This is a genomic window from Clostridioides sp. ZZV15-6383 (assembly GCF_020657735.1).
GTDB lineage: Bacteria > Bacillota > Clostridia > Peptostreptococcales > Peptostreptococcaceae > Clostridioides > Clostridioides difficile_D.
Genome location: NZ_JAGWCV010000050.1, coordinates 1 through 24,821 on the forward strand (window position 1 = coordinate 1; position 24,821 = coordinate 24,821).

Genomic DNA, 24,821 nt, shown 5'->3' on the forward strand with positions numbered 1-24,821 from the left:
ATTTTTTGTGTTTTTTAGACATAGAAAAACCCCCTTAGAGTATACACTTTTTAGACCTATTATAATGGCCTTTTATTTAAATGTCTACTATAAGGGGATTATACTAAAATAGAGATAAGCCTCTTTTTCATCGTTAAAATGATGAAAATACATTTGATTTCATACAAAAAAGAGTGCCTCATAAACTAAAAAATTCATTTTGAGACACCTCCTTCTTAAAATCTTATTTCTTTCCAATTTCAAATATCTCATTTTTAAGGTAATCAAACAAACTTGTATGAACCTCATAGTAAGATACATTTTTCTTAGAAGTAACTTTTACATAATCTTTTCCCATTGTATCAACTTTTACAGCAAAATTATCACCTTTTATGTTTATAGTAAAGTTATAGTCACTTCTTTCCTTACTTTTCTCAGGTTGAACTTTTCCTACAACCCTTTTTGAAATCATCTTATGTGCTAAATCATCAAACTTCCATCTATGAACTTTTTTAGTTTCTTTTCCATAAGTTATAGTTACCCCTTTCCAATCTTTATAGTGACTTAAAAGGTCAAACGAAGTATATATACTCTCATCTAAAAGTTTCTTAAAAGCATTCTTAGAATCAACTGGAACTTTATAATATTCTTCTTTATTTACAGTATACACTCTAAAGAAGTTAAGGTCGGTAGAAAATTTAACTCCATCATCAGAATATCCTTCATAAACTGCTTCATAAGAAGAAGTAGTATTTCTTACTTTCTTAAAATCTGAGAAAAATAACTTTATTTCATCCCACATATCTTCTTCAATTTTTATGTTTTCTATATTTTTGTCTGATATATAAACCTTCTTCTTCTCTTTTATTTGAGTCATTAAAGACCTATTATCTTCTTCTTCTTTTTCTACCTTCTTCGGAACCTCACTTTTATCCTTTTCCATATTTATTCCTATTCTAAAGGATATAAAGTATATTATAAAGAAAACAACTACTCCTATTAATATTGCAGCTTTTTTCTTTAGCTTTCTTTTCTTACTCATTTAACCACCCCTAGAGTTTATAATCATAAAACAATTATATAACTTTTTACACTTTTTTTTAAGGTTTAATTAATTATTACACTTATTTCCTTGGCAATTAGTACATGGTTCAACGTGAACTGTTATACCTTTTACAAATTCCATGTGTTTTATTATATGTTTTTCAAGCTTGGTAGCAATGTCATGCCCTTGCTTAACTGTCAAATTTTCATCTACACATATAGTTAAATCCACATATGCCGTAGCTCCATGTTTTCTAGTCTTTATATCACCTAGATTCTTAACACCTTCTGTATCTGCTACAATAAATTTTAATTCTTTTATCTCCTCTTCATCAACTGAAACGTCCATTAATTCATTAACAGAACTTATAAGTATATTAATTCCTACCTTAGCCACAAATATAGCCACTACAACTGATGCGATTGGGTCTAAAGGCTTAAATCCTAGAATAGAACCACCTATACCTATGAAAGCAGCTACTGAAGATAAAGCATCTGACCTATGGTGCCAAGCATCAGCTTTTAGTGCTGGAGAATTTATCTTTTTAGCAACTTTTATTGTTATTCTATATTGATACTCTTTTATCAAAATTGAAATAACTGATACAACTAATGGTAATATTGATGGAACACTTAATGCATCTAAGTTAAATAAAGATTTAATTGCTTCTATACCTATTGTTATAGAGACGAAGATAAGTAATATTGATAGTACGAATGATACCAATGTCTCTGCTTTCTCATGACCATAATTATGTTCTCTATCTCCAGGTCTAGAAGATACATAGTTACCTATCAATACCCCTACAGAACTTATAATATCTGATGCTGAATGTAATCCATCTGCAATCATAGCACTAGAACTACCAATAACACCAGCTATCACTTTAATTATTGTTAATACGATATTCCAAAGTATTGATTGTATTGTTATTTTATTTGCTTCTTCATATCTTGTTTCCATTTTTATTCCTCCTTTTGAACAACTCTAAATATTATTAAAAATATACATCTGAACATAAATTAAATCCACTCTTATATGCAAATGTATACTCTTTACTTTCAATAGAGATTATCAATCTTCTATAAAATGAAAAATCACCTAGCTTAAGCTAGGCGATATATATTATACACTATTATTTAAATTTATGCTTCTTTTATTATCTCCACTACCATTTTGGCAGAATCATATAAGTCTTTTATAGCTATATGTTCACTTAATGTATGAGCATTTTTCATACCTATTCCTAAAGTTATAGCTTCTATACCATTCTTACTTAATATATTTGTATCACTACCTCCTCCTGTGGATTCAGTATGATCTTCTATACCTAAGTTTGAAAAAGCTTTTTTTGCAAGTTTTATTATTTCAGAGTCTTCACTAACATCTATTGGTGTATATGCTCTATTGACATCTATCTCAATTTGAGCTCCAAAATCCTTTGCAGCTTTCTCAAAAGTCTCTACCATGTGTCTAGTTTGAACATCTAATTTATTTTCTTTTAAACTTCTAGCTTCTGCAACTATATTAACTTCACCTGTTACTATATTTGTAGCTGTTCCACCGTTTATAATTCCTATGTTAGCAGTTGTTTCTTCATCTATTCTAAGTAAATTCATATTTTCTATAGCTCTAGCTACTACCATTATAGCACTTATACCAGCTTCAGGTTCAAGACCTGCATGAGCAGTCTTTCCTAGTATCTTAACATTTATTACATCTTGTGCAGGAGCTTTTACTATTATTTCTCCTGGAGAACCACCACTATCTAATACAAATGCATACTCAGAATCTATTTTTTCATAGTCTAAATTTTTAGCTCCAACTAATCCGCATTCTTCACATATAGAGAATACAACTTGTATATCAGTATGTTCTATGTTATTTTCCTTTATATATCTTAAGCCTTCTAATATAGCTGCTATACCTGCTTTATCATCAGAACCTAATATTGTAGTACCATCACTTTTTATTATTCCATTTGCTTCATCCACTATAGGTTTTACTCCTATACCTGGAGTTACTGTGTCCATATGTGAACTAAATAATATTTTCTTTCCTTTTTTATTTCCTTTTAGTGTAGCTATTATATTACCAGTTTCTCCATTTGTTTTTTCACCTGCATTGTCTACTAGTACTGAACAACCTATTTCTTCTAGTTTTTTAACCAATACTTTAGCAACATTTCCCTCTTTTAAAGATAAACTATCTATCTGTATTAATTCAAGGAACTCATTTAAAATTCTTTGCTCGTTTATCATAATTTTCCTCCATAATATAATAGGTATTTCAACATATATTGTAGTGTAATATTTAAATATTATCAATAGTTTTTAAAGTTTTGTATTACTTTCATTAACTTTTTTTAGCAAAATGAAAGTTAAAGCTAAATTCTTGTATTTTTATTATTTTTATCTAACTATATTTCTTTGTCTAGAATCTATAAAACATAACCAATACCCTAAACTATTTGTTCTATTATCACAAGCTTGGTATCTTAAAAAGCCTGTACTTCCGTTGTCTGGCTGTTCATTTCTATTTCCTGGAATAGCATAAATATAATGTTTTCTCTTATTATATTCATCATACTGAACTCCAAATAAGTAATGTCTATATTTATATGAATTCAATACTGCATCACTATACATCGTATAATTCAACACATTTAAATAGCCTAAATGAGGCATTGTATATCCACACAATGTTGTAGGATTTATCTCTATTTTCCACCATCTTGTCTTATCTATATAATCAGTTACAAAAGGTTTTACTTCTCTAAATAGTTTCAAACCTTTCTTTATTTGTCTTGGCATAAGTAATGTGCTAGCCTGTTTATTTCCACTATCTCCTTGACTTGCTCCATTGACTCTTTTTATTTTCTCAATATGATTTTGCTCTTTTTGAGTTTTCTTTGATTTAGTAGTTTTTAAAGAGACAAACCTATCTTCTTCCCTGCTTACTTCAAAAGTTTCCTCATCTTCCTCATCTTCTTCGTCATATTCTATGTCTCTATATTCTTCCTGTACTTTGACTTTATTATAGTTTTCTATTTCTTTATAATTATTGAATTCTTCAATTTCTTCATCACTAGAATCTTCTATATCCGTTCTTGCTTTTAACTCTGCCTCTTCAACTTCTTCTTCATCTTCCCAATAATCTTCATACTCATCTTCATCATATTCTTCTATAATATACTCTTCATCTTCATCACTATCTTCTTCTCTATATTCTTCTTCACCTGTCTTTTCATATTCTTCGTCTTCTTCATTTTCATATTCTTCCTCTTCTACCAACTCTTCATACTCTTCTTCATCTGAATCTTGGAATAATATGTCCTCATAGTTTTCAATCTTATTTCCTTTAAACCCAATCAAAGGTATATTTCTTTCATACAATAATGCAATACCTTTTATCTCATCATCATAATCTTCTAAATCTAAAACAAATTCACCTCTTCCTTGTTCATTTAAAATTATATTTCCTAAGTCTATTAATCCATGGTCACCTTTTATTGCCACTGTTTTATACCCATCTTTAACATATTTTAGATTTTCTACATATAATGCAATAATTGCTTTTTCATCGTTTACTTCAACTTTTGCAAAAGCTTTTGGCAGTACTCGTTCTTTGTATCTAAAGTTTATGTCTTTAGCTTCTAGTATTATATAGTCTCTTTTAAACTTTCTTTTAGAACCCACTGCAATCCCCCCTTAACACAGTTTCTCTAAACAATATATGTTAATAAAATAAAAAAAAGTACCTTCTATTTAGAAGATACTTTTGTATTTATTATATTTGAAAGAACTGAAAACTCTTCTATACTAAGAGTTTCACCCCTTCTTTTTTCGTCTATGCTAGCTTCTTTCAATATTTCTCTTATTTCATCTTTATTAAGAAAACCAAGACCTCCCAATGAATTAAGAAGAGTTTTTCTTCTTTGTCCAAAAGATGCTTTTACTGTTTTAAAAAATATTTCTTCATTATGAACATCATATTTTCTTTCAGCTCTTACGTGTAGACCTATAACTGTTGAATCTACATTTGGTTGTGGTATAAACATATGTCTTGGAGCCTTTGCTACAATCTCTGTTTCACAATAGTATTGAACAGCTATAGATAATGCTCCATAGTCTTTAGTCCCTGGAATAGCATTCATTCTATCTGCAACTTCTTTTTGAACCATAACCACTATATCTGTTACAGGTATGTCTCCCTCTAAAAATTTCATAACGATTGGAGTAGTTATATAATATGGAAGATTTGCTACAAGCTTAATTGGTCCACCATTTAATTTATCTTTTATTAGCTCTTGTATATCTACTTTTAGTATATCTTGATTTACAACCTCTGTATTATCTAAATCTGACAAAGTGTCTTTCAATATAGGGATTAGATTCCTATCGATTTCTATAGCCACTACTTTTTCTGCTACTTTCCCCATCTCACGAGTAAGTGTGCCTATACCTGGCCCTACTTCTATTATATTATCTCCTTCTTTAATCCTAGCTCCAACTAATATTTTGTCGATTATATTACTATCTATCAAGAAATTTTGACCTAAAGACTTTGAAAATTTAAAATTATATTTTTGTACTACTTCCTTTGTTGCACTATGTGAAGATAGTCTATCCATTCTTTACTCCTTTTTAACTTATTTTGAGATTTAATTTTATTAATTATACTTATTTGTATGTATTTACATGTATTTAAAATAAAGTATCTATCAGAAATAATTTATCTTAAATTAACCTGTAATTCCACATTTATTTTATATATATTTTTTCATATATTAAATACTACATTTAGATTTGTTGTAATGCATCTATAAATTCTTCTCTTTCAACTCCATAATTATTCAATCTATTTAAAAATTGTTTTGCATTTCCATATCCAATTCCAAGTATTTTACCAAGTGCATCTCTTCTAAATGATGCTTCTTCATTGCCTATAAGACCATTTCTAATTAAATCAACTTGTTTAAATTCTTCTCTTTTTTCTGTATTTTCAGTTCTAACTTTATTCAAAGCAGATATTATACTTTGAGGAGTAGCATTTTCAATACCTATATCTCCATCCTTTCTAGCTTCTTCTCTTGGCAGAAATGCATGTTTACATCCTGGAACTTCTGATGCTATTTTTTTTCTTATTTTTTCACCTGCAAAATCTGGGTCTGTAAATATTATAACACCACGTCTTTCATTAGCAGCTTTTATACGCTCCATTACACCTTTTGGAAAACCAAATCCACCTGTAGTTATAAGTTCTGCATCTATTGCTCTCTTAACTGCTGTAACATCATCTCTTCCCTCTACTACTATTATTTCTTTTATCATATAAATTCACCTTTTATTCATTTTTAGTTTTTCTGTACATCTCTTTATTTTAAGGTTTTTGTTTGATTTAATCAAGGGACTAAGTCATTTATTTTTATGCAATAGTATGTCTTTTAAAAAAGTTTATTTCTATATATATGAATATATTAAAAGAACCTAGATATAAAATCTATATTCTAGGCTCTTTCTTATCATAATTTTATTGTTATACTTAACTCTCTTTTTCTGTCTTCCCATCATATTTTGATATCCATTTATTTAGTATAGCTTCTCTATTTCTTGCTGATGATTTTAAATCATTGTTTATCATTTGTTCTAATGGCTTTTTAGGGAATCCTTCTGGTATTGAATTTCCTGTATCAATTGTAGTAACTGCAAAATTCTTAGAATACTCATTCATTGCATCTTTACTTATTGCCCAATCTAAAAATACTTTTGAAGCTTCTTTTATATTATCTTTTTTCACAAGAGCATTTGATTCTAACTCCCATCCAGAACCTTCTTTTGGAAACACAACTTCTACTGGATAACCTTCATCTTTTAACTTTATACCTCTATTTCCAAAAGATATTCCTATAGGATATTCTCCTGAAGCTGCTGATATGGCTGGAGCTGAACCAGACTGAGTATATACACCAATATTTTTATGTAATTTATCCATGTACTGCCATGCTTTTTCTTCACCCATAATCTGTATAAGAGCTGATACTGTTAAATATCCTGTTCCTGCAGAGGCTGGATTAGGCATAGATATAAGACCTTTATATTCTGTCTTTATTAAATCTTCATAAGAACTAGGGATTGATATGTTTTTTGCCTTTAATTCTTTAGTGTTTACTGTTATACCTGTCATCCAAGCATCTATCCCAACCCAAGAAGGAACTTCCTTATCATCTTTAAACGCAGGATTTATCTTATCAAAGTCTTTTGGAGCATATGGCTCTAACATTCCTTGGTCATCTAAAATTATCAAACTTGTAGCTGCAACCCCCCATAACAAATCTGCTTTAGGATTATCTTTTTCTGCCAATAGTCTTGCTGTCATGTCTCCTACTGATAATCTAAGAATATTCAATTTAATATCTGGATATTTCTCTTTGAATGTAGTTAAATATGTATCTATACTATCTTCTTCAATTGCTGTATAAACTGTTAACTCTCCTTTTGTCTTACTATCAGATTTTGAATCCGAACCTGAGGAATCATTACTACATCCTGTTATTACACCTAATAAAAATGCTGATAACACTCCTAAAAAAACTATTTTCTTAAATTTCATTTTTACCTCCTCTAAACAACATCTTTTTGTTGCCATTTTTGCGTGTTATTTTTTAATTTCTTTGTTATAAGTTCGTATAAAAATCTCACTATTATATTTGTTAAAAGTACTAATACTGCCATAGCAGCTGATGGCCCTATATACCCTATCTCATCTAACTTTAGTATTGATATTGATGCAGTTTGAGTTTGAGGTACATATAAAAATATTAACGCTGAAACAGTAACCATTGAATTTATAAAATAATATACAGCTACTTCAAGTATTGATGTTATAGACATTGGAACTGTTACATTAAAAAACACCTTATAAAATGGAATATTTATAGATTTTGCAACTAGTTCATATTCTCTATCCAACATTTTTAGAGATGAGTTTGAAGTTATAAAGCAAACTGAATAAAAATGGACTATATTTACTATAACCATTATTGTTGTACTTCCATATAAAAAATTTAATGGATTACTTGCTGAATTAAAAAAAGTTATATACGATATACCTAAAGCCAAACCAGGTAAGGCCATTGGTATCATTGATAAAAAGTAAGCTATTTGTCTCAGTCTAGAAAACTTATCTACTTTTTCTATCATATATGCACTAAAAAATACAAATATAGTACCAAATATTGCTGTTAACGTTGATATTTTTAAACTACTTAAATATGTTTTTATTCCATTTCCTGATATACCTTTAAATGTATAATGTTCCATTGTAAAATTTAAATTATATGGCCATAGTTTTATAATTGAACCTATGACTGAAACAAATATCAAAATAAAAATTAATAAAATTATAAAACTACATGCTATTAAAAATACTCTATCTCTGAACTTATTTTCCTTAATCTTATATGGTATAGATTTTGAAGTTATAGTTATACCCTGTTTTTTACTTGCCATCTTATCTATCGTAAAAGCTATAAATACAGGAATCAACATTACCATAGAAACAGTAGCTCCCATTGGTATGTTAAATTGACCTACCACTTGTTTATATATGTCAGTAGCCAATACATTGTAGTTTCCTCCAACTATCTTTGCTACTCCAAAATCTGTAAATGCAAGTATAAAAGATACAAAGAACGAGCTAACTAGTGAATACTTTATTCCTGGAATTGTGATTTTACAAAACTTTTTAAATTCACTAGATCCTAAGCTATCTGCTGCTTCATACAGTCTATAATCAGCCATCGAAAGTGCTACAGATAATATTAAAAAGGCTTGTGGAAATGTAAATAGTATCTGACAAATAATTATTCCTAATGGACCATATAGTGGTACTTCTATCCCTATAATTGTAAATATTCCTTTATTTCCAAAAAGATATATAAGTGAAATACCATATAGCATAGCTGGTGCGAAAAGTGGAAATATGCCCATAGTTTTAAAAAAGTTTTTAAACCTTATATTCGTTCTTGTTATTGCATATGAATATATAAATGCTAAACATAGTGATATTAAAGATGAAATTGTAGATATAAAAATTGAATTTTTAAATGATGCTATAAGATTTGGATTTTCAATATATTTACTAAAGTTTGAAATTCCTATAAAATTTCCATTTGTATCTAGAAATGCATTTTTTAATAATGATATTAATGGAAATAATATGAATAATATTAGTAAAATTACTGAAAAAACTAAGAAATATTTTTGTATCATACTATCACTTATTCTTCTTTTATTTTTTACTGTTATCATTTATTCACCCCTAGCTATTAAGCACATCCTTCTGATTTATATTCTACAATTCCTTCTTTAGGTATCTTGAAGTTTATTTTAGAACCTATACATAGTTTCATTTGTTCTGCAACTTTGGAAACTACATCTAATTTCATTTGTTTAGAACAATACTCAACTGTAATTCTATAGTTAAATCCTCTAAATTCAATATCTAAAACCTCCCCAACTTTTATATCTTTATCTTTAGAATCTCTATTAAATTCTACCTTTATATCTTCTGGTCTAATTGCTATCTTATTAATACCATCATCTATAAAATTTATTGTTCCTATAAAATCAGCTACAAAAGGTGTTTCTGGGCTTTTATACACTTCCTTTGGAGTTCCAACCTGTATTATCTCTCCACTATTCATAACAACCATTTTATCAGCTAAACAAAGCGCCTCTTCTTGGTCATGTGTTACCATTATAGTTGTAATACCTAGCTTTCTATGTAAACTTCTAATCTGTTCCCTAAGTTTCAACCTTACTTTTGCATCTAATGCAGATAAAGGTTCATCAAGAAGTAAAAAGTCTGGCTCTAAAGCAATTGCACGAGCAAGTGCAACCCTTTGTTGTTGCCCACCTGACAATTGTGACGGATATTTTTTATCATATCCACTTAATTCTACGACTTCTAAAACCTCTCTAACTTTCTTGCCTATATCAGATTTACTTATATTTTTATTTTCTAGTCCAAAAGCTATATTTTTGTAAACATTCATATTGGGAAATAATGCATATGACTGGAAAACTATACCAAAATTTCTACTTTCAGGTGGTGAATTAGTCATATCCTTATCATTTATTATTATTTTTCCATCATGTCTATCCTCAAGCCCTGCAATTATTCTAAGCAATGTACTTTTCCCACAACCACTTGGACCTAGTAAACAAATGAATTCTCCTTTTTCAATATCAATAGATATGTCTTTTAACACCTTAACTTGTCCATAACTTTTACTTACATTTTTTACTTGTAAAAACGACATTTATAATACCCCCTCCTAAAGCTAAACTTAAATAAGTCTTTTCTATTTAAGTACTCTTGCTTCCAATCTCAAGTTAAACAATCTACTTTTTATTTTCATTTTTATTTCTTTTTTTATTATATATGCCACAACTACTCAAATTAAAATTTATATATCTTTTTTAATAATCGCCCAATAATTTATTTACTTTAGTTTAATAATTATTTAATATCCCATTTATTTTATATATAACAGCTATATTTTAATAATGAAATTAAAATATACTATTTTAAACTGTAATATATCTTGTACTGCGCCCCAATTGTTGGACCAAAAATCTAACGATTGGGATGTTTCTATATGGCTAAATACGATTTTAATTTCAAATTAAAAGTAGTTAAATCCTATTTAAATAGAGAGGAAGGATATGTTTCAATAGCAAAACAATATGAAGTTACTAACTATTCTCAAGTTGAAAGATGGATTAATGCATATAATACATTAGGAGAGGATGGGCTAAAAATATAGATTTGAATATGAATCTAAAGTTACATAAAGTCTAACTTTTGGGTCTCAGTACATAATAAAAATATATTTGATTTCATACAAAAAAGAGTGCCTCATGACCTAAAAAGTTCATTTTGAGACACTCCCATCTTATACTTATAATGACTTATTTTATATATCATTATAAGTTTTAATTTGTCTATTTTATATTAAAAAATTTCTTTGCATTTTCTTTCGTAGCTCTACATACTTCTTCATAAGATATTCCTTTTTCCTGAGCTATCTTATCAGCAACAAAAGATACTTGAGAAGGATTGTTTCTCTTTCCTCTATATGGCTCTGGTGACATATATGGTGAATCAGTCTCTATGAATAACCTTTCTAGAGGTATCTCTCTTACTACTTCTCTAGTCTTTTTATTATTCTTAAAAGTAACTGTCCCTGGAATTGATATATAACAACCCATCTTAACATATTCTCTAGCTAACTCCACATTTCCACTATAACAATGAAGCACACATCCTATTTCAGGACTTTTAGTATTCTTTATTATCTCAAAAGTATCTCCATGTGCATCTCTATCATGTATTATTATTGGAAGTTTTAACTCATTAGCTAATTCAATTTGCTTCTTAAACCACTCTTTCTGTTCTTCTCTTGGAGAATAATCATAATAATAATCTAATCCAATCTCTCCAATAGCTACAACTTTTTCATTTTCAGTTGCAAGTTTTCTTAAAGTCTCTATTGCTGTATCATCTAGTTTTGATACATCATGTGGATGTACTCCAACTGCTGAATATATAAAGTCGTATTTTTTAGCAAGTTCAATTGCTGTTATTGACGTTTCTATATCTGCTCCTGGATTTACAACCAAATCTACACCTTTATCTTTTAATGAACCAATAAGTTCATCTCTATCTTCATCAAAACTTTCATCATTTAAATGTGCATGTGAATCAAATAACATCTTTAATCTCCTTACTATTTAATTGCCTACTAACGAACCTCGCATCCATCTTTAGCACCTTGTGTAAATGGTAAAACATATGGGTCTCCATCATCACCTGCTGCTAATATCATACCTTGAGATTCTATACCTCTTAATTTAACTGGTTTTAAGTTACATACTACTGTAACCTCTTTACCCACTAAATCTTCTGGCTTATAGTATTCAGCTATTCCTGATACTATTTGTCTTGTTTCTGGTCCAATCTTAACTTGTGACACTAATAATTTATTTGCTTTTGGATGCTTTTCACAGCTTACTATTTTTCCTACTCTAAGCTCTATTTTGTCTAAATCATCAATAGTGATTTCCTCTTTATGTTCTAAAGGTTTTTCCTCTACTGGAGGTTTTCCAGAGAACATTTTAGTTAATTCTTCTATCTCTTTTTCTACATCTAATCTTGGGAATAAAGGTTCACCTTTAAATACTTTTACATTTTCACCAATAAGACCAAATGTTTTTGTACTTTCCCATGTAGTTATATTATCTTGACCTTTGATTCCTATATGTTCATATATTTTATTAGCAGTTTCATTCATTATAGGATTTATTAGTGTTGCAATTATTCTTATAGATTCACATAAGTTGTATAAAACTGTGTCTAATTCATCTTTCTTAGTTTCATCTTTAGCTAGTGCCCAAGGCATAGTCTCATCTATATATTTATTAGTTCTTCTAACTAGTTTCCATACACTCTCTAATGCTTCATGGAATTGCATCTTGTCCATTTCAGCTTCAAAGTTTTCTCTAGTTGATACAGCCTGTTCTTTTAAGTCAGCATCAAAATCAGTTGAAACTTTTGCTGTTGGTATTATACCATTATTGTACTTTTCAACCATAGCTACAGTTCTACTTATTAAGTTTCCTAAATCATTTGCTAGGTCATAATTTATTCTTGTTACAAAATTTCTATGAGTATAACTTCCATCTTGCCCAAATGCAAACTCTCTTAATAAGAAGTACTTAAGTGTGTCTATTCCATATCTTTCTATTATAGGTTCTGGATAAACCACATTACCTTTTGATTTGCTCATCTTATCATCAGCAAACAGTATCCATCCATGTCCAAATACTTGTTTTGGAACTTCTAAACCTAAAGCCATTAAAAGCGCTGGCCATATTATTGTATGGAATCTCACTATTTCTTTACCTACTATTTGAACATTGGCAGGCCAATATTTTTTGAATTCTTCATCATTATCAGTCATATATCCTAATGCTGTTATGTAGTTACATAAAGCATCTACCCATACATAAATTACATGTTTTTCATCAAAAGGAACTTTTATACCCCAGTCAAAAGTCGTTCTGGTTACACTTAAATCTTCTAATCCTTTGTCTAAAAAATTTGCTACCATTTCATTTTTTCTAGCAGCAGGAAAACAGAAACTATCATCTTTAAATAACTCTTTTAATCTATCTTCATATTTAGATAATCTAAAGAAATAAGATTCTTCTTTTACTAAATATGTTTCTCTTCCACAGTCAGGGCATTTATTTCCTTCTAGTAATTGAGATTCTGTCCAGAAACTCTCACAAGGAGTACAGTATCTACCTTCATATTCACCTTTATATATATCACCTTGCTCATATAATTTAGTAAATATCTTTTGTATTATATCTTTATGTCTTTTTTCTGTTGTTCTTATAAAATCATCATAGGATATATCCATAGTATTCCATAAAGCCTTTATATCTTTTATCATTCCATCAAGATACTCTATCTCTGACATTCCTTGCTCTATGGCTTTCTTTTGAATTTTTTCACCATGCTCATCTGTTCCCGTTAAGAACTTTACATCATACCCACAGAAACGTTTGAATCTAGCTATTGTATCTGCAGCTACTGTTGAATAAGTATGTCCTATGTGTAATCCTCCACTTGGATAGTATATTGGTGTTGTTACATAAAAACTCGGTTTGCTCATATTATTTACCTCCTAATTTTTTATTGTTCGTAATCATATGATTCTTTCATTAAAATAATAAAAAATCGCCTCCTATGGGTTAACATAGGGGCGAGATTATTCACGGTACCACCCTAATTCATCTATAATGATTATGTTTCACATGAAATGTATAAATCACTTTATAGATACTTTAGTAGACTATAACGTGCCCACCCGTTTTACCCTAGCACACATGCTCAGATAAAAAGCTCCAAGACCATCTTCGATAAAGCTTTTGACACTAGCTTTCACCTAACCTAGCTCTCTGATAGAAAAAACCTTTATTTACTCTTCTTTTCATAACTTATAATTTATATTACAATTTATTTCTATATAATCACTATATTATAAAATTTTTCCCATATTGTCAACAAATTATACAAATATTACATAGCAAATAAAAACAGCTGCTATGACACCTGCAACATGGCTAATCATAGCACATGACAATGTATGTCTAGTATTTTTTATCTTCAGACTTCCATAATATATTGCCATTGTATAAAAAATAGTCTCAGAAGAACCTACAATTGTAGCACCCATTTTTTCTACTAAACTTCCTATTCCAACCCTATTCGCAAGTTCACTATACATACCTAAAGCACCACTTCCAGATAAAGGTTTTACACTTATTAGACCTATTAATTCTTTTGGTATACTCATCATATTTGCTATTGGTGTAAATAGCCATTCTAACATATCAAGACCTTTACCAGTTTTGAATATTCCTATTGCTAAAAATATACCTATTATATATGGTAGAATATCCCATGCTGCTTTTAGTCCATCAATTGCCCCTTTTACAAAACTATCATACACATCTATTTTTTTATATTTACCATAAACTACTATGTACAAAATTATTATTGGTATAAGTAAGTTTGAAAATATCTCCATTCATCTACATCCCCTTTATCTATATCTTCTTTGAAAAAATTTACATGTTATTATCGCTACTGCTGTAGATATTATGGTTGCAAATAAAGTTGTAAAAATTATTTCACTTGGATTTTGAGCTCCCATATCCATTCTTAATTTGATTATAGTAAATGGAATTATTTGTATAGATGATATATTGATTACCATAAACATAATCATATCATTAGTTGCTGTATCTTTTTTGTTATTCAAAGTTTGAAGCTCACTCATTGCTTTTAAACCAAATGCTGTTGCACCATTTCCAGCACCCAACATATTTAAAGCAATATTCATAACTATATAAGACATTGCTTTATGACCTTTTGGTATAGAAGGAAATAATCTTCTCATTATAGGATTTAATTTTTGACCTATCTTTTCAATTAATCCTGACTCTTTTGCAATATTCATTATCCCCATCCAAAGTGCCATGATGCCAGCTAGACTTATTGCAAATTCTATACCTTTTGATGTTTCACTCAATATAACTTTATTTAATTCACCCATATTTTTAGAAATCAAACTTCCTATTATACCTATTGATACCATATAAAACCATATTTTTCCTATTCTAATCATCCTCCTCTTTAAATAATTTTATGATAGTTAGGTAATACTTTATACTTGAAAGTTGTACTATATTATGTTTTAGTATAAGTGTGGGAGTTTTTACAATTTTTAATATTTAATAATAATTAAGGAGAGAAATAATGAGAAATCTAACACTTCTTACTGATTTATATCAGCTTACTATGTTAAATGGCTATTTTGAAAAAAATATTCACGAAGACATTGTTGTATTCGATATGTTTTTTAGAAAAAACGCCTGTGATGGAGGCTATACTATAGTTTGTGGTATTGATCAGGTTGTTGAATACATAGATAATCTTCATTTTTCAGATGAAGATTTAGAGTACTTAAAAAACTTAAACCTATTTTCTGATAAGTTCTTAAAGTTTTTAAAAGAATTTAAGTTCACAGGAGATATATATGCTGTTGAGGAAGGAACTATCATGTTCCCTAATGAGCCATTGATTACTGTTAAGGCACCTGTATATCAAGCTCAACTCATTGAAACAGCATTGTTGACAATAGTCAATTTTCAGTCCCTTATTGCTACTAAAGCGTCTAGAGTTTGCTTTGCAGCTCAAGGAGACCCTGTATTTGAGTTTGGATTACGCCGTGCACAAGGTCCAGATGCAGGTATATATGGAGCTAGAGCTGCAGTAGTTGGTGGTTGTGCTGGAACTGCAAATGTACTAGCTGGGAAAATGTTTAATATACCTATAATTGGTACACATGCTCATAGTTGGGTACAAAAATTTGATAATGAACTTGAAGCATTCCAGGCATATGCTGATGTTTATCCAGACAAATGCCTGCTACTTGTAGATACTTATGATGTATTGAATAGTGGTGTTCCTAATGCAATAAAAGTATTCAAAAATATTTCTGAAAAAGGATACAAACCTATGGGTATAAGACTAGACTCTGGAGATTTAGCTTATCTATCTAAAGAAGCTAAAAAACAATTAGATAGTGCTGGCTTTTCAGATATTAGTATCACTGCATCTAATGACCTAGATGAATATACTATAACATCACTTAAAGCAGAAGGGGCTACTATAAATTCATGGGGAGTAGGTACAAAGCTCATTACGTCTTTCGATTCGCCTTCTCTTGGAGGTGTTTATAAATTAGCTGCATCTTGTGAAAATGGAATTCTTGAACCTAAGATAAAGATTTCTGAGAATCCAGAAAAAATAAATAATCCTGGTTACAAGAAAGTTATACGAATATATAACGAAGACAATAAAGCAGAGGCAGATTTAATTATGTTACATGATGAAGTTATAGATGAATCTAAACCTTTAGAAATCTTCCATCCTACTTATACATGGAAAACGAAGGTATTTACAAATTATAAAGTTAAAGAACTTCTTAAACCATTGTATATAAAAGGCATATGCAAATATAATAAAAAAGCTGTTCTTGAAATAAAAAATCATGTACAATATGAATTAAGTACTATCTGGGAACAATACAAAAGACTTTCAAAACCACACATTTATAAGGTTGATTTATCTAGAAATCTTTGGTATTTAAAAACACAAATGATAGATTCTAAAAAAGTTTTATAGCATTAATTATTTTTATTTAAGGGGGACTGTTTATTTATGGATGTTACAGATTACAGAATCATAGAAATTTTACAGAATGATGGGAGAATTTCTATGAAGGACTTAGGAAAAATAGTTGGTTTAACTTCTCCTGCAGTTTCAGAAAGAGTCAAAAGATTAGAAGAGTCTGGTGTTATAGAAGGTTATAAAGCTATTGTTAACCCAGATTCATTAGGTAGAGTGATAAAAGCATTTATTCATATTTCTCTTCCAAGTAATGGATATACAGAATTCATTGAGTCAGCTGCAAAGGACCCTAGAATTGTAGAATGTCACCATATAACAGGTGATGATTGCTTACTTTTAAAAGTAATTGTAAAAGATATGTATGAACTAGAAAATGTGATTGATACTATAAAGAAAATAGGTTCTACTAAGACCTCTGTTATATTATCAACGCCAATACAAGCAAAATCAATATTGTAATATAAATTAAATACTAATGGTTTATTAATTAATAGACCATTAAGTATAATTAATAAAATTTCAATTTTTGATATAAAAAAAGTTGTCTTTCATAATTTTACAACAAAGACAACTTCTTTTATGTTTTTGAAATCTATATGTTTCAAACTTCAATTAATTATTTAAATCTCAATTATATTGACTAAAATTATACATGTGTATAATTACTCTTATATAAGTAATTTGTTAGAATATATTCCATATATGTCTTTAATACACTAACTTCTTCTCTCTTATCTAATAACTTTATTGTAGATACTATGTCTGCATAACCAAGCAGTATTACACCTATGGTATCTTCATTCACCAAGTTAAATATATTAATTAATTCTTTTCTACTCAAATCATTTTTCTTATATAAAGATAAAAGTGTCATATGATATCTTACGTATTTACTTATAAGCCTATATGTTTCTGTTGATAAATCTAACTCTATCCCCATATTGTCTACTATTTGAGCACCTATTTTTTCATGATTTGTAAAATGAACTCTTCCTGTTTCATCTAAAGTCATACTATCAGGCTTACCTATATCATGTAAAAATATTCCCAATTTTAGTGCATGTAACTTATTTATTCCATCCTCAATACATGTGTTTAAATAATTTGACACATGTTCTCTTAAATGTATAGGGAAAAAATCCTTATTATTTAATACTACTTCTAATTCTCTTAATGCATTTATAGAATGTTCAAAGCAATTGACAACATGATATTTACATTCGCCTACAGACTTCATACAGTTTATTTTAGGGATTATTTTTTCCAATTCATGCTTTTCATCTAATTCTATAAATGTTTTATGTGTATCATCCCTCTTTAAACTCTCTATTATAATTTTTCCTATTTCCATAAAATCACCTCAGATTCAGGTTTTATAAATCTAGAACTTGTTTATAAACTACATCTTTTTTTAACTTTCTATCTTTACAAACTATTTTTATTGCATCTTTTTTGTTCATACCACTTTCAATTAGTTTTAAAACATATTCCCTGTCTGTAAGCCCATCATAATCTTCTTTTTTTGACTTTTCACCATAAAAGCCTTCTACTATTAATACAAACTCTCCTCTTACTTCTTTTTCCTCAAATATTTTTATAACAGTTTCTATATCTTCTCTTATTATCTCTTGATATTTTTTTGTAAGTTCTCTATTTATAGAAATTTTCCTATTACCAAGAATTTTAAGCATATCTTTTAGTGTATCCTTCAATCTATGTGGTGATTCATAGAAAATTATAGTTCTACTTTCTTCCTTTAATTCTTCTAATTGTCCTTTTCTTACTTTTTTATCTCTATCTAAAAAGCCCTCAAAAACAAATTTATGTGTGTTCATACCAGAACCAACTAAAGCTGTTACAAATGCTGTTGCACCTGGTAATACTTCTATATCTATGTTGTTTTGTATAGCTTGTTTTATTATCTCTTCTCCTGGGTCAGATATACCAGGCATACCTGCATCACTTATCAAAGCTATATTCTCACCATCAATTAGTTTATTTATTAAATAATCGCCCTTTGAATCTTTATTATGTTCATGATAACTAGTCAGCGGCTTTGAAATTTCAAAATGATTTAAAAGTTTTATACTGTGTCTTGTATCTTCTGCTGCAATCAAGTCTACTTCTTTTAATACTCTTAAAGTTCTATATGTTATATCCTCTAGATTTCCTATTGGTGTTGGACATATGTACAATTTCCCACTCATCTACAACTCTCCTATATCTTCATTATTATATATTGCTTTTAATTCTTTTGTATAATTCCCATCTTCTCCATAAACATACAATGGGTCTAATATCTTAAGCTCTGGTCTTCCATCTTTTACAAATTGAATTAAAACTAAATTAGGTGCTTTTTGATGTCTTGGATGTACAAATTGAATAACTTTTGGCTCTAATTTATATTGTCTTCCTAAAGTTATTATATCAACCAGCCTTGTTGGTCTATGTATCATGAAAAACTTTCCTCTAGGCATAACCAATCTAGATGCAGCTCTAATTACATCTTCCAAATTACATTTTACTTCATGTCTTGATATTGCTTTTTTATCATTTGGATTTTTTATTCCATCAATATGCATATATGGAGGATTTGATGTAACTACATGGTAACCATTTACATCCAAAACTTTGTCTATGGATTTTATATCATCATTTATAATCTCAACTCTTTCTTCTAAACTATTTAATTTTACAGAACGAGTTGCCATTTCATATACATCTTCTTGTATTTCTACCCCAATAATTTTTTTAGCTTCACTTTTCCCAGCTATCAAAATAGGTATGATACCAGTTCCAGTACCTAAGTCTACAACTTTGGCATCTTTTTTTATTTTAGTAAAATTGGCTAATAAAACTGCATCTATCCCAAAACAAAACCCATTAGTATCCTGTATAATTTTAAGGCTCTTTAATTGTAAATCATCTATTCTTTCTGAATCTTTTAATTGCATATTCATAAATTCTCCTCAAATATTAATAACTTCAAGTATTAATTGCTTTAAAAAAGGTAGGAAAAGCCCTACCTTAAATTTAATCTTCTAATTTCTTTAACTCTCTTAGTGTAGCTTCATCTAACCCATCATTATCCTTACATTTACCGCCACAGCCATCACATTTTTTAGGCTCTCTAAGTATTTTTATGTCTTCTCTTGTATATATCTTTACTGTCTTATCTTGGAATTCCACTTTAATTTGTTCTAATAAGGGATTTACTTCTACAACTTTTCCTTTTCCATCATCTGATTGCACTAATGCACCTACAACAGGCATTTTTTCTATTGCCTCACTATATACATCATGCTCATATTTTAAGCAACAGAATAATCTTCCACATATTCCAGATATTTTTGTTGGATTTAAAGATAAACTTTGGTCTTTTGCCATTTTTATTGAAACTGGTTGAAAATCACCTAGCCAAGATGAACAACAAAGTTTTCTACCACAAGGACCTAGTCCTCCTATAGATTTAGCCTCATCTCTAACACCAATTTGTCTAAGTTCTATTCTAGTCTTAAATATAGCAGCTAAATCTTTTACCAATTCTCTAAAATCTATTCTTCCTTCTGCTGTAAAGTAAAAAATCAACTTATTTCTATCAAATGTATACTCACAATCTATCAAAAACATTGTTAACTCATGTTCTTTTATTTTTTGTTGGCATAACTCAAAAGTTTCTTTTGCCTTTTCCTTATTTTCTAGATATATTTTTTTATCTTCTTCTGTAGCTATTCTTATAATTGGCTTTAAAGGAGAGACTAATTCGCTTTCTTCCATCTCTTTTGGCCCAACGACTACTTTCCCGTACTCCAAACCTCTTGCAGTTTCTACAACTACATCCATATCTTGCTCTATATTAAAATCAACAGGGTCAAAATAATATATTTTCCCAGCACTTTTAAACCTTATACCTACTATTTTTATCATTTAATCACCTCGTATATATTTAAAGACATAACTTGTATGCTTATATTAAAATTGCAATTGCTTTTTATTTTGCTCTTTGCATCTTCTATTATATCAATAATCTTGGACAATTGAGAATAACTAATTTTTCCACTCATATTTTGAATAAAAACTAGCTTATCTACATTTATCAACATATTTTTGTTTACATTTTCTTTTAATAGGATAATATCTCGAAAATAGTTTATCATTATATCCAATAAATTTATAATCTGATTTCTGTATTTTTCCATGTTATTTGGTATATTTAGAATCTCTACTATGTTTTTATCTAGCATTATTTGAATGTACTGTTGTATATCCTCCCTCATCACTGAAAACTCAGTAGACTGAGATAGATTTAAAGCATTCTCAATACTTCCTCTTGAAAAAGTAGCCAACAGTTGAGCTCTTTCTTCCTCTATACCTGTATTTATCAAATAACTTTTTAAGTCTTCCATTGGTATAGGTGAAAACTTTATTATATCACATCTAGATTTTATAGTTTCTAATAAAGATTCTTTGTTGTTTGTGACTAAGATTATTATAGCATAGTTTGGAGGTTCCTCCAGTGTCTTTAAAAGTGCATTTTGTGCTTCCACAGTCATTTTTTCAGCATTATTAATTACATATATTTTATATTCCTTATGAGGTCTTACTACTATATCTGATTGTAAATTTCTGATTTGGGCTATTTTTATGCTATTTCCATCCGGTTTTATAAGTACATAGTCTGGACTGTTTTCGAGATTTTCATAACCAAGCAATAGTTTCGATAGCTCATCAGCAAACTTCTTCTTTCCTATTCCATCTATTCCCTCAAACATATACGCATTATTAAGTTTATTTTTCTTTATAGAATTTGTTAAATATTTCTTTGCAAAATTTTGCCCTATAATATTTTCAAAATACATATTTACCTCTCCATAGATTTTATTGAATCAAGAACTATTTCATAAATTTCATTATGTATACTTTCAATACTTCTTAATTTGTTATCTGAAACACAATTTATTTTTTTCCAATCATATTTATCTGCTATATATAAAGCATTATTATAAGATTTCTCTAAGTACTCTATGTCACTTTCATGAATATCTTTTTTTTCTTCTCCTGTAATTTTATTTTTTCTATTCTCCATAAGCTTTTCACTAAACTCAATAGGTACATCTAAAAATATAACACAATCAGGTTGTGGTATCTTAAATAAATTAAATTCATAATCAGCTAACCAATTTAAATACTCTTCTCTATCACAAACATCCATTTTAGAAGCCTGATGTACCATATTAGAGGTTGTATATCTATCAGCGATAATTATTCCACCTTCATTGTAAAACTCTTCCCAATCGGTTTTAAATGATGCATATCTATCAGCTGTGAAAAAAGTTGATGCTATATATGGGTCTACATCTGATGCATTTTTACCAAAATCTCCTTTTAGATACATTTTCACTAAAGCAGATGATGGCGATTTATAATTTGGATATTCTACCTTCTTAATTATATAGCCTTCTTTTTTTAATCTTTCATATAATATTTTTGTCTGAGTTGCCTTTCCACTTGCGTCTGAACCACTCTCTATAATTATTAGCTTACCTTTCATTCTCATATCCTCCATACAAACACTTTTTACTTTTTTGATATTTTTATTTATAACTCTATATAAGTAGTCTATATACTTCTATTTAAGGTTTCAAATTCTTTACATTGTATCATAACTTTTAAATATCTTCTAAATCTATTACTTGTATAAAGTTCAGACTTACATCTTTCAATCCACTTACAACCATACCTTCAGAATGACAAAACATTAGATAGTCTATTATTTCTTTACTTATTATTTCACCAGGGGATATTATACTTATTCCAGGTGGATATGGTACTATACATTCACCACAAACTTTACCTATACTGTCATATATTTTAACACTTTTTTTAGTTTTATAAAATGCTTCTCTAGGTGTTAATATTTTCTTTGGTATAACAACAGGATATTTTTTATTTTTTAGCTTCGTAAATTTAAAATCTTCTTTTACAATATTGTTTAATGCTGTTTCTAAACTGGTGAAATCCTTAGTACTATTTCCTATTGTACATATTAAAAGAACTCCATAATAATTAGACAATTCTACTTGTATGTTATATTTGTTTCTTAAAATATTTTCTAGTTCATAACCTGTTAGACCCATATTTTTAGAAGATATAAATATTTTTGTCCTATCATTTGTATCATATATCTCAATATTTGCATTAATGTTATTTTTAAAAGCACTAATATTATTTAAAAGTTCTTCCATTAATTCTTTTCCTTTATTCTCATATATATCTACTGCTAATTCCAGGGAAGATAATAATAAATATGAAGGGCTTGAAGATTCTGTAATTCTTAACATATTTAAGATTTTGTATATATCAATTCGGTTTCCTTGTATATGTATCATTGATGATTGTGTAAACGATGGAAGGGTTTTATGAGTACTCTGTACAACTATATCTGCCCCTTGCTCAAGTGCTGTCTTAGGAAGCCTATCGCTAAGCCCTAAATGTGCACCATGTGCTTCATCTACTATTACTACCATATTTTTACTGTGTGCATAATTACATATGTACTCTAAATCATATGTCATTCCATAATATGTAGGATAAGTTAACAGTACTGCTTTTGCATCCAAATTTTTATCTATTATATCAATTACATTACTTATAGATATTCCTTTTAAGACATTCGTATCTTCACTTATTTCGCAAGAAACATACTCTATATCTATATCTCCCAAAATACATCCATTTATAACAGACTGATGACAATCCCTATTTACTATTATTTTACTCTTAGGACTACATACTGACATTATCGCAGATTGTATTCCACAACTACTCCCATTTACTAGATAATATGTATAATCACTTTTAAATACTCTTGATGCTTTTTCTTGTGAATTTTTTATAATTCCTTCTGGAAAGTGTAAATTATCGGTTCCTAATATCTCAGTTGTATCCATTTTATACAAATTTTCTAGTATATCTTTATATCCTAATTTTTTATAAATTTGCCCTTTTTTATGACCAGGCATATGAAAAGATATTACATCTTTATTTACAATCTTATTTAATTCATTAATTATAAACATTATTAATAATACTCCTTTTTGCATAATACTTCTTTTTAAAAACTTCAATTCTTATCTATTTTACCATTAAAAAAGAAACAAATTAATATTTTTGTAAAATTAAATACCCCATTCTAAATATTTAGAATGAGGTATCTAACATAAAAGTATAAATTATTCTCTATCATCAGACATTAAGCTTGGTATTAAGTATAATCCAGCTAAACCTACAATGAAGTATATTATTCTACTTATCATTTCATATGTTCCACCAAAAATGCTACCTATTAAGTCTGTACCTAGAATACCAATTGCACCCCAGTTAAGTGCACCTATTATAGCTAAAATTAAAGCAACTTTTTTCACTTATATCACTCCTCAAGAATTAAATTTTTATAATAGTCCATAATTCCTGTGTTTAGTTTTCCCGAAATGAAAAAAGAAATACATCTTTTTTGTTTTTTTTGACAAAAAATAAAAAAATTACGTGGCTACGTCCTACTCTCCCAGGCAGTTTCCCACCAAGTACCATCAGCGCTAGAGAGCTTAACTTCTGTGTTCGGAATGGGAACAGGTGTATCCTCTCTGCTATTGTAACCACATAATCTTTATGCTTAATATTTCTATTAAGTTTTTAGAATCTAGTAATACTAGTTTCTTTAGAGTTAACACTCTAAAAACTACACATATATCTTAATGAATGAACATCAAATAAATATTGGTCAAGTCCTCGACCTATTAGTATCGATAAGCTAAATACATTGCTGCACTTACACCTTCGACCTATCAACCAGATAGTCTTTCTGGGGTCTTACCCTTGCGGTGGGAAATCTTATCTTGAAGTTGGCTTCGCGCTTAGATGCTTTCAGCGCTTATCCATTCCGTACATAGCTACCCAGCCATGC

The 24,821-nt window shown here is 28.9% G+C and carries 24 protein-coding genes, 2 rRNA genes and 1 other annotated feature; of the genes, 3 read left to right on the top strand and 23 right to left on the bottom strand.

Annotation, left to right across the window (positions count from 1 at the left end; all coding sequences use genetic code 11):
• Positions 1 to 223: 223 nt before the first annotated feature.
• From KGF42_RS15110 to KGF42_RS15150, 9 genes are all read right to left on the bottom strand, one after another.
• Positions 224 to 1,021 (bottom strand): hypothetical protein, encoded by a 798-nt coding sequence (locus tag KGF42_RS15110; protein WP_054275366.1) that lies wholly within the window; start codon positions 1,019 to 1,021, stop codon positions 224 to 226.
• A 69-nt stretch (positions 1,022 to 1,090) separates the two neighbouring features.
• Entirely contained in the window at positions 1,091 to 1,987 is an 897-nt protein-coding gene (locus KGF42_RS15115) for a cation diffusion facilitator family transporter (RefSeq protein WP_054275367.1), read from the bottom strand.
• 182 nt (positions 1,988 to 2,169) lie between these two features.
• Positions 2,170 to 3,285 (bottom strand): M20/M25/M40 family metallo-hydrolase, encoded by a 1,116-nt coding sequence (locus KGF42_RS15120; protein WP_227826606.1) that lies wholly within the window; start codon positions 3,283 to 3,285, stop codon positions 2,170 to 2,172.
• 150 nt (positions 3,286 to 3,435) lie between these two features.
• Entirely contained in the window at positions 3,436 to 4,722 is a 1,287-nt protein-coding gene (locus tag KGF42_RS15125; protein ID WP_227826607.1) for a hypothetical protein, read from the bottom strand.
• A gap of 65 nt (positions 4,723 to 4,787) precedes the next feature.
• Positions 4,788 to 5,657 (bottom strand): 16S rRNA (adenine(1518)-N(6)/adenine(1519)-N(6))-dimethyltransferase RsmA, encoded by an 870-nt coding sequence (gene rsmA, locus KGF42_RS15130; RefSeq protein ID WP_227822454.1) that lies wholly within the window; start codon positions 5,655 to 5,657, stop codon positions 4,788 to 4,790.
• Between the two features lie 169 nt (positions 5,658 to 5,826).
• Positions 5,827 to 6,357, bottom strand: a complete 531-nt coding sequence (rnmV, locus tag KGF42_RS15135) for a ribonuclease M5 (RefSeq protein WP_227822455.1) — start codon at positions 6,355 to 6,357, stop codon at positions 5,827 to 5,829.
• Between the two features lie 211 nt (positions 6,358 to 6,568).
• Positions 6,569 to 7,636 (bottom strand): putative 2-aminoethylphosphonate ABC transporter substrate-binding protein, encoded by a 1,068-nt coding sequence (locus KGF42_RS15140; protein ID WP_227822456.1) that lies wholly within the window; start codon positions 7,634 to 7,636, stop codon positions 6,569 to 6,571.
• 11 nt (positions 7,637 to 7,647) lie between these two features.
• Positions 7,648 to 9,336 (bottom strand): putative 2-aminoethylphosphonate ABC transporter permease subunit, encoded by a 1,689-nt coding sequence (locus tag KGF42_RS15145; protein ID WP_227826608.1) that lies wholly within the window; start codon positions 9,334 to 9,336, stop codon positions 7,648 to 7,650.
• 17 nt (positions 9,337 to 9,353) lie between these two features.
• Positions 9,354 to 10,349: an ATP-binding cassette domain-containing protein gene (locus KGF42_RS15150; protein WP_227822458.1), complete on the bottom strand. Its 996-nt coding sequence runs from the start codon at positions 10,347 to 10,349 to the stop codon at positions 9,354 to 9,356.
• A gap of 339 nt (positions 10,350 to 10,688) precedes the next feature.
• Between KGF42_RS15150 and KGF42_RS15155 the strand changes: the two genes are divergently transcribed.
• Positions 10,689 to 10,856 carry a helix-turn-helix domain-containing protein gene (locus tag KGF42_RS15155; RefSeq protein ID WP_227826609.1) on the top strand — a complete coding sequence of 56 codons (168 nt, stop codon included), beginning with the start codon at positions 10,689 to 10,691 and terminating at the stop codon, positions 10,854 to 10,856.
• 178 nt (positions 10,857 to 11,034) lie between these two features.
• On the opposite strand, the gene KGF42_RS15160 is transcribed toward KGF42_RS15155, so the two are convergent.
• From KGF42_RS15160 to KGF42_RS15175, 4 genes are all read right to left on the bottom strand, one after another.
• Complete coding sequence (locus KGF42_RS15160) at positions 11,035 to 11,805, bottom strand: TatD family hydrolase (RefSeq protein WP_054275383.1); 771 nt, start codon at positions 11,803 to 11,805, stop codon at positions 11,035 to 11,037.
• Between the two features lie 29 nt (positions 11,806 to 11,834).
• Positions 11,835 to 13,772 carry a methionine--tRNA ligase gene (metG, locus tag KGF42_RS15165; protein WP_227826610.1) on the bottom strand — a complete coding sequence of 646 codons (1,938 nt, stop codon included), beginning with the start codon at positions 13,770 to 13,772 and terminating at the stop codon, positions 11,835 to 11,837.
• A gap of 83 nt (positions 13,773 to 13,855) precedes the next feature.
• Positions 13,856 to 14,103, bottom strand: a binding site (T-box leader).
• Positions 14,104 to 14,168: 65 nt separating this feature from the next.
• A complete protein-coding gene (locus KGF42_RS15170; RefSeq protein ID WP_003421489.1) occupies positions 14,169 to 14,690 on the bottom strand; it encodes a spore maturation protein in 522 nt (173 codons plus the stop codon).
• A gap of 15 nt (positions 14,691 to 14,705) precedes the next feature.
• Positions 14,706 to 15,290, bottom strand: coding sequence for a nucleoside recognition domain-containing protein (locus tag KGF42_RS15175; RefSeq protein ID WP_054275385.1), 585 nt, complete (start codon positions 15,288 to 15,290; stop codon positions 14,706 to 14,708).
• Positions 15,291 to 15,421: 131 nt separating this feature from the next.
• Here KGF42_RS15175 and KGF42_RS15180 point away from each other — a divergent pair, with 131 nt between their 5' ends.
• Together KGF42_RS15180 and KGF42_RS15185 are read left to right on the top strand one after the other, a co-directional pair.
• A complete protein-coding gene (locus KGF42_RS15180) occupies positions 15,422 to 16,852 on the top strand; it encodes a nicotinate phosphoribosyltransferase (RefSeq protein ID WP_227822461.1) in 1,431 nt (476 codons plus the stop codon).
• A gap of 36 nt (positions 16,853 to 16,888) precedes the next feature.
• Entirely contained in the window at positions 16,889 to 17,317 is a 429-nt protein-coding gene (locus tag KGF42_RS15185; protein WP_227822462.1) for an Lrp/AsnC family transcriptional regulator, read from the top strand.
• Positions 17,318 to 17,504: 187 nt separating this feature from the next.
• On the opposite strand, the gene KGF42_RS15190 is transcribed toward KGF42_RS15185, so the two are convergent.
• From KGF42_RS15190 to KGF42_RS15235, 10 genes are all read right to left on the bottom strand, one after another.
• Positions 17,505 to 18,209, bottom strand: a complete 705-nt coding sequence (locus KGF42_RS15190; RefSeq protein ID WP_227826611.1) for an HD domain-containing protein — start codon at positions 18,207 to 18,209, stop codon at positions 17,505 to 17,507.
• A gap of 22 nt (positions 18,210 to 18,231) precedes the next feature.
• Positions 18,232 to 19,065 (bottom strand): 16S rRNA (cytidine(1402)-2'-O)-methyltransferase, encoded by an 834-nt coding sequence (gene rsmI / locus KGF42_RS15195; protein ID WP_054275388.1) that lies wholly within the window; start codon positions 19,063 to 19,065, stop codon positions 18,232 to 18,234.
• Positions 19,066 to 19,812 (bottom strand): tRNA1(Val) (adenine(37)-N6)-methyltransferase, encoded by a 747-nt coding sequence (locus tag KGF42_RS15200; RefSeq protein WP_227822464.1) that lies wholly within the window; start codon positions 19,810 to 19,812, stop codon positions 19,066 to 19,068.
• Positions 19,813 to 19,891: 79 nt separating this feature from the next.
• On the bottom strand, positions 19,892 to 20,785 hold the full coding sequence (locus tag KGF42_RS15205; RefSeq protein ID WP_054275390.1) for a stage 0 sporulation family protein: 894 nt from the start codon (positions 20,783 to 20,785) through the stop codon (positions 19,892 to 19,894).
• Positions 20,782 to 21,717, bottom strand: coding sequence for a DNA polymerase III subunit delta' C-terminal domain-containing protein (locus KGF42_RS15210; RefSeq protein ID WP_227822465.1), 936 nt, complete (start codon positions 21,715 to 21,717; stop codon positions 20,782 to 20,784). Before KGF42_RS15210 ends, KGF42_RS15205 begins: the two co-directional genes overlap by 4 nt.
• A 2-nt stretch (positions 21,718 to 21,719) precedes the next feature.
• Positions 21,720 to 22,409, bottom strand: a complete 690-nt coding sequence (locus KGF42_RS15215) for a deoxynucleoside kinase (protein ID WP_227822466.1) — start codon at positions 22,407 to 22,409, stop codon at positions 21,720 to 21,722.
• A 118-nt stretch (positions 22,410 to 22,527) separates the two neighbouring features.
• Positions 22,528 to 23,937, bottom strand: coding sequence for an aminotransferase class I/II-fold pyridoxal phosphate-dependent enzyme (locus KGF42_RS15220; protein WP_227826612.1), 1,410 nt, complete (start codon positions 23,935 to 23,937; stop codon positions 22,528 to 22,530).
• A gap of 153 nt (positions 23,938 to 24,090) precedes the next feature.
• A complete protein-coding gene (locus KGF42_RS15225) occupies positions 24,091 to 24,282 on the bottom strand; it encodes a DUF378 domain-containing protein (protein WP_003421511.1) in 192 nt (63 codons plus the stop codon).
• 119 nt (positions 24,283 to 24,401) lie between these two features.
• A 5S ribosomal RNA gene (gene rrf / locus KGF42_RS15230) occupies positions 24,402 to 24,518 on the bottom strand.
• Between the two features lie 116 nt (positions 24,519 to 24,634).
• A 23S ribosomal RNA gene (locus KGF42_RS15235) occupies positions 24,635 to 24,821 on the bottom strand; the annotation flags it as partial.

Bases quoted from the DNA above. Each gene is read 5' to 3' on its own strand.
- KGF42_RS15110 (WP_054275366.1), bottom strand. From the start codon at position 1,021: ATGAGTAAGAAAAGAAAGCTAAAGAAAAAAGCTGCAATATTAATAGGA.
- KGF42_RS15115 (WP_054275367.1), bottom strand. From the start codon at position 1,987: ATGGAAACAAGATATGAAGAAGCAAATAAAATAACAATACAATCAATA.
- KGF42_RS15120 (WP_227826606.1), bottom strand. From the start codon at position 3,285: ATGATAAACGAGCAAAGAATTTTAAATGAGTTCCTTGAATTAATACAG.
- rsmA (WP_227822454.1), bottom strand. From the start codon at position 5,657: ATGGATAGACTATCTTCACATAGTGCAACAAAGGAAGTAGTACAAAAA.
- rnmV (WP_227822455.1), bottom strand. From the start codon at position 6,357: ATGATAAAAGAAATAATAGTAGTAGAGGGAAGAGATGATGTTACAGCA.
- KGF42_RS15140 (WP_227822456.1), bottom strand. From the start codon at position 7,636: ATGAAATTTAAGAAAATAGTTTTTTTAGGAGTGTTATCAGCATTTTTA.
- KGF42_RS15145 (WP_227826608.1), bottom strand. From the start codon at position 9,336: ATGATAACAGTAAAAAATAAAAGAAGAATAAGTGATAGTATGATACAA.
- KGF42_RS15150 (WP_227822458.1), bottom strand. From the start codon at position 10,349: ATGTCGTTTTTACAAGTAAAAAATGTAAGTAAAAGTTATGGACAAGTT.
- KGF42_RS15155 (WP_227826609.1), top strand. From the start codon at position 10,689: ATGGCTAAATACGATTTTAATTTCAAATTAAAAGTAGTTAAATCCTAT.
- KGF42_RS15160 (WP_054275383.1), bottom strand. From the start codon at position 11,805: ATGTTATTTGATTCACATGCACATTTAAATGATGAAAGTTTTGATGAA.
- metG (WP_227826610.1), bottom strand. From the start codon at position 13,772: ATGAGCAAACCGAGTTTTTATGTAACAACACCAATATACTATCCAAGT.
- KGF42_RS15170 (WP_003421489.1), bottom strand. From the start codon at position 14,690: ATGGAGATATTTTCAAACTTACTTATACCAATAATAATTTTGTACATA.
- KGF42_RS15175 (WP_054275385.1), bottom strand. From the start codon at position 15,290: ATGATTAGAATAGGAAAAATATGGTTTTATATGGTATCAATAGGTATA.
- KGF42_RS15180 (WP_227822461.1), top strand. From the start codon at position 15,422: ATGAGAAATCTAACACTTCTTACTGATTTATATCAGCTTACTATGTTA.
- KGF42_RS15185 (WP_227822462.1), top strand. From the start codon at position 16,889: ATGGATGTTACAGATTACAGAATCATAGAAATTTTACAGAATGATGGG.
- KGF42_RS15190 (WP_227826611.1), bottom strand. From the start codon at position 18,209: ATGGAAATAGGAAAAATTATAATAGAGAGTTTAAAGAGGGATGATACA.
- rsmI (WP_054275388.1), bottom strand. From the start codon at position 19,065: ATGAGTGGGAAATTGTACATATGTCCAACACCAATAGGAAATCTAGAG.
- KGF42_RS15200 (WP_227822464.1), bottom strand. From the start codon at position 19,812: ATGCAATTAAAAGATTCAGAAAGAATAGATGATTTACAATTAAAGAGC.
- KGF42_RS15205 (WP_054275390.1), bottom strand. From the start codon at position 20,785: ATGATAAAAATAGTAGGTATAAGGTTTAAAAGTGCTGGGAAAATATAT.
- KGF42_RS15210 (WP_227822465.1), bottom strand. From the start codon at position 21,717: ATGTATTTTGAAAATATTATAGGGCAAAATTTTGCAAAGAAATATTTA.
- KGF42_RS15215 (WP_227822466.1), bottom strand. From the start codon at position 22,409: ATGAAAGGTAAGCTAATAATTATAGAGAGTGGTTCAGACGCAAGTGGA.
- KGF42_RS15220 (WP_227826612.1), bottom strand. From the start codon at position 23,937: ATGTTTATAATTAATGAATTAAATAAGATTGTAAATAAAGATGTAATA.